Origin of the sequence: Streptomyces sp. NPDC093261 (assembly GCF_044753645.1) — a bacterium.
GTDB lineage: Bacteria > Actinomycetota > Actinomycetes > Streptomycetales > Streptomycetaceae > Streptomyces.
Genome location: NZ_JBIVNO010000007.1, coordinates 107,590 through 124,049 on the forward strand (window position 1 = coordinate 107,590; position 16,460 = coordinate 124,049).

At 72.3% G+C, this 16,460-nt stretch carries 9 protein-coding genes; 3 read left to right on the plus strand and 6 right to left on the minus strand.

Annotated features, from left to right (window positions below):
• Positions 1-33: 33 nt before the first annotated feature.
• From mfd to ACIP94_RS17470, 3 genes are all read right to left on the minus strand, one after another.
• The gene (mfd, locus tag ACIP94_RS17460) at positions 34-3,576 is read right to left on the minus strand and encodes a transcription-repair coupling factor (RefSeq protein ID WP_402425887.1); all 3,543 of its coding nucleotides are present in this window, start codon (positions 3,574-3,576) and stop codon (positions 34-36) included.
• Between the two features lie 301 nt (positions 3,577-3,877).
• Entirely contained in the window at positions 3,878-6,457 is a 2,580-nt protein-coding gene (locus ACIP94_RS17465) for an ABC transporter permease (protein WP_402425889.1), read from the minus strand.
• Complete coding sequence (locus ACIP94_RS17470; protein WP_402425891.1) at positions 6,454-7,242, minus strand: ABC transporter ATP-binding protein; 789 nt, start codon at positions 7,240-7,242, stop codon at positions 6,454-6,456. Before ACIP94_RS17470 ends, ACIP94_RS17465 begins: the two co-directional genes overlap by 4 nt.
• A 454-nt stretch (positions 7,243-7,696) precedes the next feature.
• Here ACIP94_RS17470 and ACIP94_RS17475 point away from each other — a divergent pair, with 454 nt between their 5' ends.
• From ACIP94_RS17475 to ACIP94_RS17485, 3 genes are all read left to right on the plus strand, one after another.
• Positions 7,697-9,190 carry an MFS transporter gene (locus ACIP94_RS17475; RefSeq protein ID WP_402425893.1) on the plus strand — a complete coding sequence of 498 codons (1,494 nt, stop codon included), beginning with the start codon at positions 7,697-7,699 and terminating at the stop codon, positions 9,188-9,190.
• A 231-nt stretch (positions 9,191-9,421) separates the two neighbouring features.
• Entirely contained in the window at positions 9,422-9,862 is a 441-nt protein-coding gene (locus ACIP94_RS17480; protein ID WP_402425895.1) for a DUF485 domain-containing protein, read from the plus strand.
• Positions 9,859-11,523, plus strand: coding sequence for a cation acetate symporter (locus tag ACIP94_RS17485; protein ID WP_402425897.1), 1,665 nt, complete (start codon positions 9,859-9,861; stop codon positions 11,521-11,523). The genes ACIP94_RS17480 and ACIP94_RS17485 overlap by 4 nt, the downstream gene beginning before the upstream one ends.
• Positions 11,524-11,572: 49 nt before the next feature.
• On the opposite strand, the gene ACIP94_RS17490 is transcribed toward ACIP94_RS17485, so the two are convergent.
• From ACIP94_RS17490 to ACIP94_RS17500, 3 genes are all read right to left on the minus strand, one after another.
• Positions 11,573-12,457 carry a cellulose-binding protein gene (locus tag ACIP94_RS17490; RefSeq protein WP_402425899.1) on the minus strand — a complete coding sequence of 295 codons (885 nt, stop codon included), beginning with the start codon at positions 12,455-12,457 and terminating at the stop codon, positions 11,573-11,575.
• Between the two features lie 307 nt (positions 12,458-12,764).
• On the minus strand, positions 12,765-15,290 hold the full coding sequence (locus ACIP94_RS17495; RefSeq protein ID WP_402425901.1) for an SUKH-4 family immunity protein: 2,526 nt from the start codon (positions 15,288-15,290) through the stop codon (positions 12,765-12,767).
• A gap of 9 nt (positions 15,291-15,299) precedes the next feature.
• Positions 15,300-16,328, minus strand: a complete 1,029-nt coding sequence (locus ACIP94_RS17500) for an SMI1/KNR4 family protein (protein WP_402425903.1) — start codon at positions 16,326-16,328, stop codon at positions 15,300-15,302.
• Positions 16,329-16,460 lie beyond the last annotated feature (132 nt).

Genomic DNA, 16,460 nt, shown 5'->3' on the forward strand with positions numbered 1-16,460 from the left:
GGTCAGAACCGCGGTCAGAACCGTGGCCCGGGCCTACGACCCCAGGATCGACGTCAGGAACTCACCGACCCAGCCCAGCAGTTCCCGTCCGACCAGCGGCTTCCCGCCCACCTTCGCGGTCTTGGGGCGGGGCACCAGGACCTGGTGGAGCGCCGGCTTGATGACGGTCCCCGGGTACAGCCGCTTGAGTCGCAGTTCCTGGGATTCCCTCAGCTCCACCGGCGCGAAGCGGATGTTGGGGCCCTGCAGGACGATCTCGCCGACACCGCACGCGCGCGCGAGCATGCGCAGGCCCGCCACCAGCAGAAGATTCTCGACGGGCTCGGGGAGTTTGCCGTAGCGGTCCACCAGTTCCTCGCGCACGTGCTTGATGTCCTCCTCCGAGTTCACGGAGGCGATCGCACGATAGGCCTGGAGACGCAGCCGCTCGCCGGGCGCGTAGTCGTGCGGGACGTGCGCGTCGACCGGCAGCTCGATCTTGACCTCGAGCGGCGGTTCCTCCTCCACTCCGCCCTCCAGGGACGCGCGGTAGTCCGCGACCGCCTCACCGACCATCCGTACGTACAGGTCGAAGCCGACGCCCGCGATATGGCCCGACTGCTCGCCGCCGAGGAGATTGCCCGCGCCGCGGATCTCCAGGTCCTTCATCGCCACATACATGCCCGCGCCCATCTCCGTGTGCTGGGCGATGGTCGCCAGGCGCTCGTGTGCCGTCTCCGTCAGCGGCTTCTCCGGCGGGTACAGGAAGTAGGCGTAGCCGCGCTCGCGGCCCCGGCCGACACGGCCGCGGAGCTGGTGGAGCTGGGAGAGGCCGAAGTTGTCGCCGCGCTCCACGATCAGCGTGTTGGCGTTGGAGATGTCGATGCCCGACTCGACGATCGTGGTGGAGACCAGGACGTCGTACTTCTTCTCCCAGAAGTCCACGACCACCTGCTCCAGCGTCTGTTCCGACATCTGGCCGTGGGCCGTGGCGATACGCGCCTCAGGGACGATCTCCCGTAGCCGCGCCGCCGCCCGGTCGATCGACTCCACCCGGTTGTGGATATAGAAGACCTGGCCCTCTCGCAGCAGCTCACGGCGGATGGCGGCGCCGATCTGCTTCTCCTCGTACGGCCCGACGAAGGTGAGCACCGGGTGGCGCTCCTCCGGCGGGGTCGTGATCGTGGACATCTCGCGGATGCCCGTCACCGCCATCTCCAGGGTCCTGGGGATCGGGGTCGCGGACATGGTCAGGACGTCGACGTTCGCGCGCAGCTTCTTCAGCTGCTCCTTGTGCTCGACGCCGAAGCGCTGCTCCTCGTCGACGATGACGAGGCCGAGGTCCTTGAACTTCGTCTCCGACGAGAACAGCCGGTGCGTGCCGATCACGATGTCCACCGAGCCCTCGTGCAGGCCCTCCAGGACCGCCTTCGCCTCCGTGTCGGTCTGGAAGCGGGACAGCGCCTTCACACTCACCGGGAACTGGGAGTAGCGCTCGGAGAACGTGCCGAAGTGCTGCTGCACCAGCAGCGTGGTGGGCACGAGGACCGCGACCTGCTTGCCGTCCTGCACCGCCTTGAAGGCGGCCCGGACCGCGATCTCCGTCTTGCCGTAGCCCACGTCGCCGCAGATCAGGCGGTCCATCGGGACCGACTTCTCCATGTCCTCCTTGACCTCGGCGATCGTGGTCAGCTGGTCCGGGGTCTCCACGTACGGGAACGCGTCCTCCAGCTCCCGCTGCCACGGCGTGTCCGCGCCGAAGGCATGACCGGGCGCCGCCATCCTCGCGCTGTACAGCTTGATCAGGTCCGCGGCGATCTCCTTGACCGCCTTCTTCGCGCGCGCCTTCGTCTTCGTCCAGTCGGCGCCGCCCAGGCGGTGCAGGGTCGGGGCCTCGCCGCCGACGTACTTGGTGATCTGCTCCAGCTGGTCGGTGGGGATGTAGAGCCGGTCACCGGGCTGTCCGCGCTTGGCCGGGGCGTACTCCACCACCAGGTACTCGCGGGTCGCGCCCTGGACGGTGCGCTGCACCATCTCGATGTAACGGCCCACGCCGTGCTGCTCATGGACGATGTAGTCGCCGGACTCCAGGGTCAGCGGGTCGATCGTCTTACGGCGGCGGGCGGGCATCCGGGCACCGTCGCGGCCGGCGGTCTTCTGGCCGGAGAGATCGGTCTCCGTGAGGACGGCGAGCCTGAGGGCCGGATCCACGAAGCCGTACTCGATCGAGCCGCACGCCACATGCACCACCGACGGGGACAGCGCCGCGAGGTCGGTGTCCAGGCGGGCCGCGATGCCCTCGTTGCCCAGCACCTCGACCGTGCGGGACGCCGGGCCGTGGCCCTCCGTCACGAACACCACGCGCCAGCTGTCGGCGAGCCAGCCCTTGGTGTCGGCGAGCGCCTTCGCGGTGTCACCGCGGTAGGTCTCCGGGGCGTGCATGCCGAGCTTGAGGGTGTCCCCGTCGAGGGAGCCGAGGTCGTCGTCGCCCGCCGCGAACGGCGACACCGACCACCACATCATGCCCAGCTCACGGGCGTGCTCCCGGACGTCCGCGATGGACCACAGGGAGGCCGCGCCGACGTCGATCGGGGTGTCGCCTCCGCCCGCCGTGGCGGCCCAGGACGCCTGGAGGAACTCCTGGCTGGTCGCCACCAGGTCGGCCGCCCGCGTCCGCACCCGCTCAGGGTCGCACACGACGGCCATCGCTCCCTGGGGCAGGACGTCGAGCAGCAGCTCCATGTCGTCGACGAGCACGGGGGCGAGGGACTCCATGCCCTCCACGGCGATGCCCTCGGCGATCTTGCCCAGCAGCTCGCCCAGCTCGGGGTGCTGTTCGGCGAGCGCGGCGGCCCGGCCCCGCACCTGATCCGTGAGCAGCAGCTCACGGCACGGCGGCGCCCACAGGCCATGCTCGGCGACCTCCAGGGAGCGCTGGTCGGCGACCTTGAAGTAACGGATCTCCTCGACGTCGTCGCCCCAGAACTCGATGCGCAGCGGGTGTTCCTCGGTGGGCGGGAAGACATCCAGGATGCCGCCGCGCACGGCGAACTCGCCGCGCTTCTCGACCAGCTCCACCCGGGAGTAGGCGGCCGCCGCCAGGGCGTCCACCACCTCGTTCAGATCGGCCTGCTGACCGCTGCGCAGGGCGACCGGCTCCAGATCGCCCAGGCCCTTGACCTGCGGCTGGAGCACGGAGCGGATGGGGGCGACGACGACGGAGACCGGGCCGGTCTCCGGGTCGTCCTGGCTCGGGTGGGCGAGGCGTCTGAGGACGGCGAGGCGCCGGCCCACGGTGTCGCTGCGCGGGCTGAGCCGCTCGTGCGGGAGCGTCTCCCACGACGGGTACTCCACCACGCCGTCCGGCGGCAGCAGGGAGCGCAGCGCGGCGGCGAGATCCTCCGCCTCGCGTCCCGTCGCGGTCACGGCGAGGACGGGCCTGCCCGCGTCCCGGGCCAGCGCGGCCACGGCGAAGGGACGCGCGGCCGGGGGGCCGACCAGGTCGACATGCATCCGGTTGCCGTCGGTCGCGGCCTTGACCGCTTCCGCGAGTGCGGCGTCCTTGACGACGGCGTCGAGCAGACCGTGCAGGCTCATGAGGGGGTATCCCGTCCCGGGTGGGCAACACGAACACCCGGCCACGAGGTTTTCGGGGGCCGGGGGTGTCCAGCGTACGACGCCGGATTCGCCGATGCCGGGGCTGTGGACAACCGCCTCCCGCGGGGGCGAGGAGATCGAGGGAGCGGAGCGGCCCCGCCCCGGCCCGCGGGAGGGCCGAGGGAGCCCCGGCCCGCCGACGCCGGGCGTGGGCGGCGCCCGGTGCCGGAGAGCCCCTGCTCCCCGGCACCGGGCGCCCCCGTCCCCGTACCCCCGTGCCCTTGTGTGCCCGTGGCGCCGGCTACTCCGTGGCGATCGCGTTCAGCACGTTCATCCGGCCCGCCCGGAACGCCGGGACCAGGGCCGCGAGCAGGCCCACGAACGCCGAGCCGATGAAGACCGTGATGATCGTGGGCCAGGGGATCTCCAGGACGGTCAGGCCCTGGAGGGCGAGCAGCTTCTGGGCCGTGGCGCCCCAGCCCATGCCCAGGCCGAGGCCCAGCAGGGCGCCGAAGAGGGCGATCACCACCGACTCCAGGCGGATCATCCGGCGCAGCTGGCGGCGTGAGAGACCGATCGCGCGCATCAGTCCGATCTCCCGTGTGCGCTCCACCACCGACAGCGCCAGCGTGTTCACCACACCCAGGACCGCGACGATGATCGCGAGGGCCAGCAGACCGTAGATCATGTTCAGCAGCTGGCCTATCTGGTCCTTCAGCGCCTTCTTGTAGTCGGTCTGGTCACGGACGGTGTACTGCGGATAGTCGTGCAGCGCCGACTTCAGCGACCTGTACGCGGCGGCCTGCTGCCCGTCCTTGGCCGAGGCGAAGACCAGCACGTCGAGCGGCATCCTGTCGGCCGGCACATACCTCGCCACGGTCGCGGTCGACACATACATCGCGCCCTTGTCGATCACCGCGTCGTCGCTGGTGATCGCGCGGACGGTCAGCCGGGCCGTCCTGCCGTCCCGGAAGGCGACCGTGATCTTCGAGCCGAGCCGGATGCCGTGCTTCTTGGCGAAGCCCTCGAAGACGGACATCGAGTCGGGCCGGTAGGCGTCCGCCAGGGTGCCGGCGACCGTCTTGGTCCGCAGGTCCTGCGCATACGTCGGGTCGGCGGCGTTGACCATCTCCTTCGCGGCCGTACGGCCGTCGGGCGTGGTGAGCGAGACGTCCAGCACCCTGTACTCGGTGACCCGCTTCAGGCCCGGCGTCGACTTCACCGCCCGCACCGCCTGAGGGGTGATCAGCTGGCCGCTGTCGGACTGCACGATGAAGTCGGTGCCGACCGTCTTGTCGAGCTGGTCCGTCGCCGAGGCCACCATCGAGGAGCCCACCACGGACAGACCGGCGACCAGTGCCAGACCGATCATCAGCGCGGCGCCCGTCGCGCCGGTGCGGCGCGGATTGCGCAGGGCGTTGCGCTCGGCCATGCGGCCGACCGGGCCGAAGATCCGCAGCAGGACGGCGCCGAGCGCCCGGACCACCCCGCCCGCGAGCAGCGGGCCGACGACGACGAAGCCGACGAGGGAGAGGACCACGCCAAGGCCGAGCCACAGCGAGCCCTCCGTGGCCTGGTCGTCCGCGGCGGCCAGATACAGGGCACCGCCGCCGGCACCGGTGAGGAGCAGTCCGAGCACGGCCCGCGCCCGGCCGGCCTTCGCGTCCACGGGGGCGCCCGCATCGCGCAGCGCGGCCATCGGGGAGACCTTCCCGGCACGCCGGGCGGGCAGATACGCGGCCAGGACCGTGACCAGGACGCCCAGCATGAGGCCGATCACCGGAGTCGTCCAGGCGATCGTCAGGTCGTCGGTCGACAGCTGCATGCCCATCGACCCCATGAGCTTCATCAGGCCGACCGCGATGCCCACACCCGCGCCGACGCCGAGCACCGACCCGAACACACCGAGCAGCAGAGCCTCCACCAGGACCGAGCGGTTGACCTGCCTGCGCGAGGAGCCGATGGCCCGCATCAGGCCGATCTCGCGGGTGCGCTGCGCCACCAGCATGGAGAAGGTGTTGATGATGAGGAAGATGCCGACGAGGAAGGCGATCCCGGCGAAGCCGAGCATCGCGTACTTCATCACGTTCAGGAAGCCTGCGATGCTCTTCTGGTTGGCGTCGGCGACCTCCTTGGCGGTCTGCACCTTGTAGCCGCCGCCGAGTTCGGCCGCCACGTTCCGCTTCAGCTGTGCGTCGCTCACCCCGGGGGCGGCGGTGACATTGACGTTCGTGAAGACGCCCGTCTTGCCGACCAGGGTCTGCTGGGCGGTCCTCGGGTCCAGGTAGAAGATCGCGGCACCGGGGTTGGTGACGGTGAACGCGGCGATGCCCGAGATCTGCGCGGTGTGTGTGCCGACCGCGCTGATCACGCCGATCTCGTCACCGATCTTCAGGTGGTGTTTGTCGGCGGTGTCCGCGTCGACCATGACCTGGTCGGGGCCGTGCGGTGCCATGCCGGAGGTGATCTTCATGGTGCGGGCGTCGTTGCTGTTCCAGCTGCCCACGATGGTCGGCGCGCCGCTCTTGGGCGACAGGCTGTGCTTGCCGGCGTCGACGACGGTCACCGAGGTCGAGAAGACCGTGCCCTCCGCCGACTTCACTCCGGCGGTGCGGCGCACCTCGCCGAGCACGGAGGCGGGCATGGCGGGCGGCCTGCCGTTGCCGGAGCGGGTCTCGCCGGTGTCCGAGGCGCCCTGCGCGCTGACCGTGACGTCGGACGCGGTCGCCGTGAAGAGTTTGTCGAACGTCGTGTTCATCGTGTCGGTGAACACGAGGGTGCCGCAGACGAACGCCACCGACAGCAGGACCGCGACGGCCGACAGGGCCATGCGTCCCTTGTGCGCGAAGAAGTTGCGCAGGGAGGTCTTCAGCACGGTCATGACGTACGTCCCCGGGCGTCGAAGTCCTTCATGCGGTCCAGGACCTGGTCCGCGGTGGGCTGGTGCATCTCGTCGACGATCCGGCCGTCGGCCAGATACAGCACCCGGTCGGCGTAGGACGCGGCGACCGGGTCGTGCGTGACCATGACGATGGTCTGGCCCAGTTCGTCGACCGAGCGGCGCAGGAAGCCGAGGACCTCCGCGCCGGCCCGCGAGTCGAGGTTCCCGGTGGGCTCGTCACCGAAGATGATCTCGGGGCGGGCGGCCAGTGCCCGGGCCACGGCGACGCGCTGCTGCTGGCCGCCGGAGAGCTGGGCGGGCCGGTGCTTGAGCCGGCCCGCCAGGCCGACGGTCTCCACGACCCGATCCAGCCAGGCACGGTCGGGCCTGCGGCCCGCTATGTCCATGGGCAGCGTGATGTTCTCCAGCGCGTTCAGCGTCGGCAGCAGGTTGAACGCCTGGAAGATGAAGCCGATCCGGTCGCGGCGCAGCTGGGTGAGCTTCTTGTCCTTCAGGCCGGTTATCTCGGTCTCGTCGAGGAAGATCTGACCGCTCGTCACGGTGTCCAGGCCGGCGAGGCAGTGCATCAGCGTGGACTTGCCGGATCCGGAGGGACCCATGATCGCGGTGAACTGGCCGCGGACGATGTCCACGTCGACGTGGTCGAGGGCGACGACCCGGGTCTCCCCGCCCCCGTACGCCTTGACGACCTGTCGCGCTCGCGCGGCAACGGCCGTACGCCCTCCGGTGTCCCCGTGCCGGGGAATGGTCACGGCCGATGTCATGACAAATCTCCTCTTTCGAACAGCGAATGTGACGCGCGGTGTCGCGTCGGATGGCTTGGACGAGGCGCGCGAAACCGCGCCCCGTGAGTGAATGACCGGCTACGTCGACCAGTCTGCTGGCGACGGGGTCCGGCCCGCGCTGGTGCTCGGCCCCGTCTTCCGCTGGGGAAAACCCCACCCCCTCCGCTACGGCCGGCACGACCCCCGTGCGTCCCGGCCGCTCCCCAGCGGCGTAAAGCCAGGTTAAGGACGACCCGCCCCCCGGCTCGTCCTCCGTCGGGACGAACCCTCCCCGAGCCTCTGTACGGAGGTACCCCTAAGGGCTGTCCACCGACGGGCGGAGTCCTTCTCAGGGTTGGCTCCACCCTCCGGCGGACCGAGCTTCCACCCTCCCGTCGCGTCAGGGTCAAGTGGGAAGCTTGCGTGCGGCGGACAACAGGCAAGGGGGGAACCGGTGGACAGGACGAAACCCGCGATACCCGCGACCGCACGCCGCGTCGGAACCGACCGGCGCGGCGCCGTGGTCGCCGCTCTGATGCTGGCGATGGCGCTCGCCGCGCTCGACTCGACCATCGTGTCGACGGCCGTCCCGCAGATCGTCGGCGACCTCGGCGGCTTCTCCGTCTTCTCGTGGCTGTTCTCGGGATATCTGCTGGCCGTGACGGTGACGCTGCCCGTCTACGGCAAGCTCTCCGACACCTTCGGCCGCAAGCCGGTGCTGATCGCGGGCGCCGCCGTCTTCCTGCTCGGCTCGCTGCTGTGCGCCCTCGCCTGGAACATGGGGGCGCTGATCGCCTTCCGTATCGTGCAGGGCCTGGGCGGCGGCGCGCTCCAGGGCACGGTCCAGACCCTCGCCGCCGACCTGTACCCGCTGGAGGAACGCCCGAGGATCCAGGCCAGGCTGTCCACCGTGTGGGCGGTGTCGGCGATCGCGGGCCCGGCGCTCGGCGGGGTCCTCGCCGCGTACGCGGACTGGCGGTGGATCTTCCTCGTCAACCTGCCGATCGGGGCGCTCGCGCTGTGGCTGATCGTCCGCCATCTGCACGAGCCGCACCGCGCGGTGCGCGCCCGGCCCCGGGTCGACTGGGCGGGCGCGCTCGCGGTGTTCGCCTGCGGGGGCGTCCTGCTGACGGCACTGGTGCAGGGCGGGGTGGCCTGGCCCTGGCTGTCGGCGCGCTCCCTGACGCTGTTCGGGACCGGGCTCGCGCTGGTCGCGGTGGTGGTGGCGGTCGAGCGCCGGGCGGCGGAACCGATCATCCCGGGGTGGGTGTGGCGGCGCCGAACGATCGCCGCGGTCAATCTGGCGCTCGGCGCGCTGGGGTTGCTGATGGTGGCGCCCACGGTCTTCCTGCCGACGTACGCGCAGACGGTGCTCGGACTCGCCCCGGTCGCGGCCGGGTTCGTACTGTCCGTGTGGACGGTGACCTGGCCGCTCTCCGCGGCGCTGAGCCAGCATGTGTACCGGCGCATCGGCTTCCGCGACACGGCCGTGCTCGGCATCGGCGCGGCGGCGCTGATCCTGCTGGCGTTCCCGTTCCTGCCGTACCCGGGCCGGGCGTGGCAGCCGACTCTGCTGATGCTGTTGCTGGGCGGCGCGCTGGGCCTCTTCCAACTCCCGCTCATCGTGGGCGTGCAGTCGACGGTGGGCTGGGGGGAACGCGGCACGACGACCGCGTCCGTCCTCTTCTGCCGCCAGACCGGCCAGACCGTCGGGGCGTCGGTGTTCGGCGCGATCGCCAACGGCGTACTGGCCGCACGCCTGGGAGGCACAGGCGATCTGGACTCCGTCACCCGGGGCCTGGACTCGGGCACCGTCCCGGAGGCGACGCGCCGGGCGGTCGCGGACGCGGTCCACGCGGTGTACCTGGGCGCGTCGTGCGCGGCGGCGCTGGCGTTCCTGGTGCTGCTGTGCGTGGCCCCGCGCCGCTTCCCCGTCCTCAAGGACTGAGTCCCGCCCCTCCTGTCACCGGGTGAGGTCGGAGCGGCTGCGCGGCACCCGGAGGACGTCCGGAATCGAAGTAAACGCGGGTAACAACACGGGTCGATGAAGTAAGCGCATACCGACCGCCCAGTTTGGTGAAAAGCCCGCGCGGCCCCGAACGCCGCGAGTAGCGTGCGTCGCCCCCACCGCTCCCTGCGGTCCGCCGCCACGGACCCCAGCCGCGCAAGGAGAAACGGGATGTCCGACGCATTCTGGTCCCCGTACCCGTCCACCGAGCACCCCCCGCCGCACCATCCGCCGCCGTCGTATCCCACCTACCCCTGGCAGCCGGCGCCCGTCCCGCAGGTGCGGCGGCCGCCGAGCCGCCCGCCGCTGGGCCACCACAGCGACCTGAGGGTGCTGCGCACCGCCTACCGCTGGCAGCGGCGCGTGGCCACCCTCACCGCGCTGGGGTACTTCACGCTGTTCCTGATCCTGTCCGCGTTCGCCCCGTCCTTCATGACCACCACCGTCTCCGGCGGTCTGACCACGGGCCTGCTGCTGGGCCTGCTCCAGGTCCCCGTCACCTGCCTCGCGATCGGCCTCTACGAGTACACCGCCCGCCACACCGTCGACCCGATCGCCGACCGCATCCGCAGGCAGGCCACCCTGGACGCCAGGCGGGAGACCGCACGATGACCGCCGCGAGCGCACTCGGCACCGCCATCGCCGTGGGCCCGGCCCACGGACTCACCGGATTCAGCGACTCCGCCCGGACCATGTCGCTGGTCGCGTTCACCACCGTCGCCACGATCACCCTGCTGCTGTGCGTGATGACCGGACCCGACCGCGACGACCTCGACGAGTTCTACACCGGCTACAACTCCCTGTCCCCGATGCGCAACGGCCTCGCCATCGCCGGGGACTACATCTCCGCCGCGACCGTGCTCGGCACCGGCGGAATCATCGCGCTCACCGGCTACGACGGTGTCGTCCTCGCCCTGAGCACGGCCCTGTCGCTGATGCTCCTGATGTTCCTGCTGGCCGAACCCCTGCGCAACGCGGGCCGGTTCACCATGGGCGACGTGCTGGCGCGGCGCATGCCGGGCCGGGCCGTGCGGATGGCCGCCTGCGCCGTGACCCTCGCCGCGCTGCTGCCGATGATGCTCGTCCAGCTCGCCGGCACCGGCAACCTGCTCGCCTTCCTCCTCGGGTTCTCCGGCGACTCCCTGAAGACCGGCTGCATCATCGGCCTCGGCGCCCTGATGATCAGTTACGCGGCGATCGGCGGCATGAAGGGCACCGCCCTCATCCAGATCCTGAAGATCGTGATGCTGCTCGGCACCGGGATCGCCGTCGCCGCGCTGATCCTGCGCCGCTTCGACTGGGACCCGGGCGCCCTGCTCACGGCCGCCGCCGGCAACAGCGGGGCCGGCAGCGCCTTCCTGCACTCGGGCCTGGAGTTCGCGGGCGGCCCGGCCCCCCGCCTCGACATGATCAGCTCGGAGCTGACGGTGGTGCTCGGCGGCGCCTGTCTGCCGCACATCACCATGCGGATGTACACCGCGAACAGCGCCCGCCAAGTGCGCCGTTCGCTGTCCTGGGCGGTGCCCTCGGTGGCGCTGTTCGTCCCCGTCATCGCGGTCATCGGGTTCGGCGCGACCGCCCTCGTGGGGCGCGAGACCATCGCGGCGGCCGACCCCGAGGGCAACACCGCCTATCTGCTGGGCAGCCGGGCCGCGTTCGGGACGACCGTGTCCACCGCGGGCACCCTGCTGTTCACCGCGGTGACCGCGGCGGTCTTCCTGACCCTGCTCGCCTCCGTCGCCGGGATGATCCTCGCCTGCGCCAACTCCCTGGCACACGACGTGTTCGCGGCCCGTGTGCAGGAGATGCCGCCCCGCCGCGAGATGGCCCTGGCCCGGATGTCGGCGCTGGCGGTGGGCGCCTCGGCGATCCTGCTCGCCACCCTCGTCCAGCACCGCGGCCTTCAGCCGCTGGTGACGCTCTCCTTCTGCATCGGAGCGTCAGCGCTCGCACCGGCCCTCGTCTACGGCCTGTTCTGGCGCCGCTACACCCGGGCCGGGCTGCTGTGCACACTGATCGGCGGCACGCTGACCGTCCTCCTCCTGATGTCCGGCACCAATCTGGTCTCCGGCTCGCCCACCGCCTTCTTCCCGGGCGCCGACTTCAACTGGTTTCCCTTCACCACCACCGGCCTGGTCTCCATCCCGCTGGGCTTCGCCTACGGCTGGCTGGGCACGATCGCCTCCGGCCGCCGCCAGGCCGCCGAGCAGCGCCGGCAGTACGAGGCGGTCGAGGGCTGGATCCTGGCCGGAGCGGGCCGCAGAAGCGGCTGACCGGACGGGACGCCCCCCGCGGGGTACGGTCCGCCTGCTCCGCGGGGACCTACTCCGCCGCGGCCCGGCCCGTCAGCATGGCGAGGCTGTTGCGCACATGGTCCATCTGGGCCTGCACGCAGTCCCAGGTCTCGCCATGCTCCCGCAGCACCCGCTCCGTCTCCCGCGCGATCCGGTCCTCCCGCAGCCGCGCCTCGGCGACCAGCTCCGCGGCGCGCGCCTGGGCATCCGCCTGCACCCGACGGGACGACTCCCCGGCCTCGGCGAGCGCCCGTTCCGCCTCCGCCAGGGCGGCCTCCGCCCGCGCCACCCGCTCCGCCTCCCGCGTCTGAAGCTCCGCGAGCCGTTCGGCCTCCGCGCGCTCCTCGCCCTCCCACCGCTCGGCATGCTCCCGCTCCTGCTCCACGAGCAGGGCCTCGGTACGCTGCCGCACCTCCCGCAGCGCGGCCAGCGCCTCCGCGCGCCCCTCCTTGACCTCGCGCCGCGCCGCGACCCGTACGTCGTCGGCCTCGGCCCGGGCCGCCAGCAGCCGGGTGCGGATCCGCTCCTCGGCCTCGCCGCGCACCTCGTCGGCGTATGCCTGCGCGGCCTGGCGCACCCGCCGCCCCTCCTCCTCCGCCTCCGTCACGCGGCGGACCGCGTCCTGCCGGGCGGCCTCCCGCACGGCTTGGGCCTCCTCCTGCGCCAGGCCGAACACCCGCCGGGCCCCGTCGCCGAGCGCCTCATAGGTCTGCGGGGGCAACTGCGCCACCGTCTCGCGCAGCCGCGCCAGTTCGGCCTCCATGTCCCTGGCCAACACGGTCAGCCGGGCGGCCCGCTCCCAGGCGTCGTCACGCTCCCGCGAAAGGGCCGCCGTATACGTGTCGACCTGGCCGGGACAGTAGCCGCGCCGCACGGACACGAAGCCGTGCGGCGACCCCGATGCGCTGCTCATCGTGGAACCCCTCTCCACCTGACCACACGAAGCGACGATTCGCGCACATCCTTGTGGATCAGACGGAAGTGTTCATAACACGACACTCCGCGCATAAGCAATGGACAGGGGCAGGCCGGGAGAGGCACGCGGGGTATCGCGCACCAGGTGGCGCCGAGAGCCCCACACGCCGTCGCACGCCACGGCGCACACACAGCATCAACCGCGCACCCCGCCCGCGTCCGCCGGCACCGAAAAGGGCCGGGCCCGAGTCGCACGAAGGAGTGCGACCGGACCCGGCCCTTGACGGAACGTCAGCAGCGGGCCGTCACAGCAGACCGTCCCACATCTGCTCCAGCAGCACCGACCACCAACTGTCCGGCGAACCCAGCGCCGCCGGATCGAGCGCGGCCAGCTCCGCCTGGAAGTCCACGGTCCAGCGGCCCGCCTGCTCCTGGTTGAGCCCGTACCTCAGCCGCCACATCCGGCCCAGCAGCGCCAGACAGCGCACGAACTCCGGCAGCCCCGTGTTCACATACTGCGGCGGCACGGGAGCGCCACCGGGCCCGGCCTCCACCGGCACCGCGACGATGTTCGCCGTGCCGTACTGCACACAGATCGCCTTGCCGAAGTCGCTGCCGAGAACGAGATACGAGCCCGCGTCCGAGGCCGGCGGCAACCCGCGCTCCTGCGCCAGCTCGGCCAGCGTCGGCACCGGCCGGCCCGGCTGGGCCTGCGCCCAGAAGAACGGACCCATCTCGAGCGGCAGTCCCGCCACCACCAGGAGGTGCCCCACGATCGGCGGCACACCCTGCCGGGAGACCGCCGCTTGCTCGAACCGGAAGATCCCCGGCCCGAAGGACGCCGCCAGCTCCTGCGCGATGCCCTCCGGCGGGATCGGCGGCGCGGGCCGCACGGGCGGCAGCGGCGCCCGCACCGGCCCCGGACGCGCCGGACCGTCCGCGACCTGGTGCAACTCACCCTGGTGTGCGAGCAGTTCCCGCATGCCCTGCTGACGCGAGGCATGGTCGGTGCCGTACGCGGCGATGCTGGCGATCCGGGCCTGCGGCCAGTTCTCCCGGATCATCCGCGCACAGTAGGCGCCCGGGAGCTCGCACGACTCCAGCTCCGTGTGCAGCTCCAGCACCTGGCCCGGCGGAACGTTCATGGCGCGCAGCTCATGGAAGATCTGCCACTCCGGGTGCGGGGTGCCCGGCGCCGAACGCCGGATCAGCTGCTGCTCCGAACCGTCCTGCGCGCGGTAGCGCAGCACGGCCTGGTAGCCCGGGCCGACGGTCGGCGTGCCCTGCGGATAGCCGTACGACGGCTGCTGCCCCGGCGCCGGCTGCGGGGGCCCCGGCGGCACACCCGGAACCCCCGGAGGCGGCGGAGGCGCCCCAGGGCCGCCCGCGGGAGGCCCGGCCAGCATGGTCTCGGCGTGGTGCACGGCACCCGGGACGGGCGACGCGGCGGGGGCACCCGGGACGGGCGCGGCGGGGGCACCCGGGGCGCTGGGAGCGCCCCGGGTACCGGGTGCGGCAGGTGCGCCGAGGGCGCCGGGTGCCGCAGGGATGCCCGAAGGGGTGGGTGCCCCCGGGGGGTTGGGCGGGCCCGGAGGGTTCGGCGGGCCCGGAGCCTCGGGGGTGCCCGGACGCTCCGGACCGAGCTGCGAGACGACTTGTGTGGGGGCGTAACCGCCCCCGGGAGCATCCGGCGCCGGCGCCGGCGGCTGAGGCGCGGCACCGGGCCGCGCCCCCGGCATGCCAGGAGCGCCGGGCGGATGCGGCGCACCACCGGCGCGCGCGACCCGCGGGGGCGCCGCCTTGCTGGTAGCGGCGTCCGCGATGTCCTCGGCGTTCGGCGCGTGCCGGGGCCCGAGCGCGGACGGACCGACCGGCGGCTGCGGCACACCCGGAGGCTGCGGACCCCCGGCAGGAGCAGGCCCGGGAGGCGGAGGCGGACCCTGCGGAACACCCGAAGCCGCAGGCACACTTGGCACCCCTGGCACGCTTGGCACACCCGGCACGCTTGGCACACCCGGCACACCCGGCGCCCCCGGAGGCGCCGGCGTCTTCGAGGCCGCCGCAACCGAGGTGGCCGACGCGAGCGGCGCAGGCGACGCGACCGGCGCAGACGGCGCGACCGGCGTCGTACCCCTGTCGGCGTCGCTCGGCTGAGGCGCGAACACCGTTTCCGGCAGCGGCACCGAACCGTCCTCGCCCGCCCCGGCGTTGGTGTCGGTCCCCGCCCACGGGGTCGCCCCGGCGGACGCGGCCGGCACCGCGTCCCGCACCTCGTCACCGCCCCCCGCCGCGGGCCAGGACGCCGCGGACGCCGGACCCACACCCCCAGCGCCATCCGACGTGGCGGAACCACCCTCCACAGCCGGCGCGTCCGCGGCACCTTCACCGACACCGGCACCGGCAGTCGTAGGCGCGCCCGCGCCCGCCGGCCCCGCGCCGCCCTGCCGCCGATCCGGGTTCGCCTTCCGGTCCGCCGCCTCCTGGAGCCACTCCGGAGGGCTCAACAGGAACGACGTCTGGTTCAGATCCGACCGGGCCGCGGGCGCCGGCGCCGACTGCGCCGCCGTCTCCCTCGCCCCGTACTCCTCCTCGTAACGGCGGATCACCTCACCCACCGGCAGCCCCGGCCACAGCGTGGCCTCACCGCTGTCACGGGCGATCACGAGCCGCTGCGCGCCGCCGTCCGACCGCGGCCCCTCGGCCCGGTCCTCCGCCCACGCCACGAACCCGAGCCCGAACTCCCGTACCCGCACCTCGCGTTGCTGGTACGACGGAACATCCCCGTTGACCCACTCTTCCGCGCGCTCCTGCGCCTGAGCGAACGTCACCATCGCCCGCACTCACTCCCCTGCCTCGGACGCCGACGCCACCGGCACCGCACGCGCGAACCCGCCGTCCACCATCAGATTCGCCACGGTCTCCAACTCCGGCGGATTGCCCGCGAGTCGGGACAGGAACGCGTCGAAGTCGTCACCACACGGCAGCAACAGCCGCTCCACCCGCTCGGCGGGCGTCCACGACGGATCCACGTCGCGCGCGTCGTCGTAGGCACAGAACCAGACCGAACCGAGCCGGTCACCCCTCACCTTCACGGCGAGCAGACCGCCCTGCACAAAGGCGACGCCCAGGTAGTCCTTCGTCAGATGGTCCCGCAGGCACTTGTTCACATACACCAGGTCGTTGACCGCGGCCTCGTCGCGCACCGTCAGGAACGGCTGGTCGACCAGCAGCCCCCACTCCACGTCCAGCGCGGCACCCACCGGCGCGCACCCGCCCGCCGCCTTCAGGAACGATCGGTACGCACCCGGCAGCCGGTAGCCCAGATCCTCCTCGACGCCCTGGATCTGCAGCTCGGTCACCGCCACCGCGGACTTCGGCAGCCCGAAGTGCGCCGGACGCCTCTCCTGCAACGGCCGCGTCCCCCGCTTGCCCTGGTCCACGACCCCCGTCGCGATCCCGCCGTGGTGCCGCAGCAGCGCCTTCACCTCGACCGGGACCAGCTCCAGCCGGCGCGACCCGCGGACGTGGTGCCACGTCCAGCCGTGCGGCGTCGCCACCGCCACAGTCGTGTCCCACAACTCGTGCCCGGACAGCGCCAGCGCCGCGTTCGCCGACACATAGTCGGTCAGCCGCAACTCGTCGACGCCGAAACCCTCCGGAGGGTCCGCGATCTCCGCGACGGCACGGGCGTAGGGCGAGAAGTCGGGGTAGCCGTACGCGTCCACCCGCACCCCTCTCGGATGACGAGCGGCCCGGACCGGGTCCGGAAAGTGCACGACCTGCCCCGCGTAGGCCGCGTTGGGCGGTGCGGCGTGTCCCCCGGCCTGGCGGCCGGGAGGTACCCCCAGCCCGAGCCGACCTGTCGTCATGGCGATTGCCCCCTGCGGCGATCTGTCTGGCCTGTACGGCGGTGTCGTTCACGGACGTCGACAGCCTATGCGGTACGACGACACCGGTCATCGGGCCACCGGAGCCACCCCGGCCGGCGACCCACCGGTACC

What these genes read in the sequence shown, in the direction of transcription:
- mfd (WP_402425887.1), bottom strand. Translation starts at nt 3,576, where the DNA reads ATGAGCCTGCACGGTCTGCTCGACGCCGTCGTCAAGGACGCCGCACTC.
- ACIP94_RS17465 (WP_402425889.1), bottom strand. Translation starts at nt 6,457, where the DNA reads ATGACCGTGCTGAAGACCTCCCTGCGCAACTTCTTCGCGCACAAGGGA.
- ACIP94_RS17470 (WP_402425891.1), bottom strand. Translation starts at nt 7,242, where the DNA reads ATGACATCGGCCGTGACCATTCCCCGGCACGGGGACACCGGAGGGCGT.
- ACIP94_RS17480 (WP_402425895.1), top strand. Translation starts at nt 9,422, where the DNA reads ATGTCCGACGCATTCTGGTCCCCGTACCCGTCCACCGAGCACCCCCCG.
- ACIP94_RS17485 (WP_402425897.1), top strand. Translation starts at nt 9,859, where the DNA reads ATGACCGCCGCGAGCGCACTCGGCACCGCCATCGCCGTGGGCCCGGCC.
- ACIP94_RS17490 (WP_402425899.1), bottom strand. Translation starts at nt 12,457, where the DNA reads ATGAGCAGCGCATCGGGGTCGCCGCACGGCTTCGTGTCCGTGCGGCGC.
- ACIP94_RS17495 (WP_402425901.1), bottom strand. Translation starts at nt 15,290, where the DNA reads ATGGTGACGTTCGCTCAGGCGCAGGAGCGCGCGGAAGAGTGGGTCAAC.
- ACIP94_RS17500 (WP_402425903.1), bottom strand. Translation starts at nt 16,328, where the DNA reads ATGACGACAGGTCGGCTCGGGCTGGGGGTACCTCCCGGCCGCCAGGCC.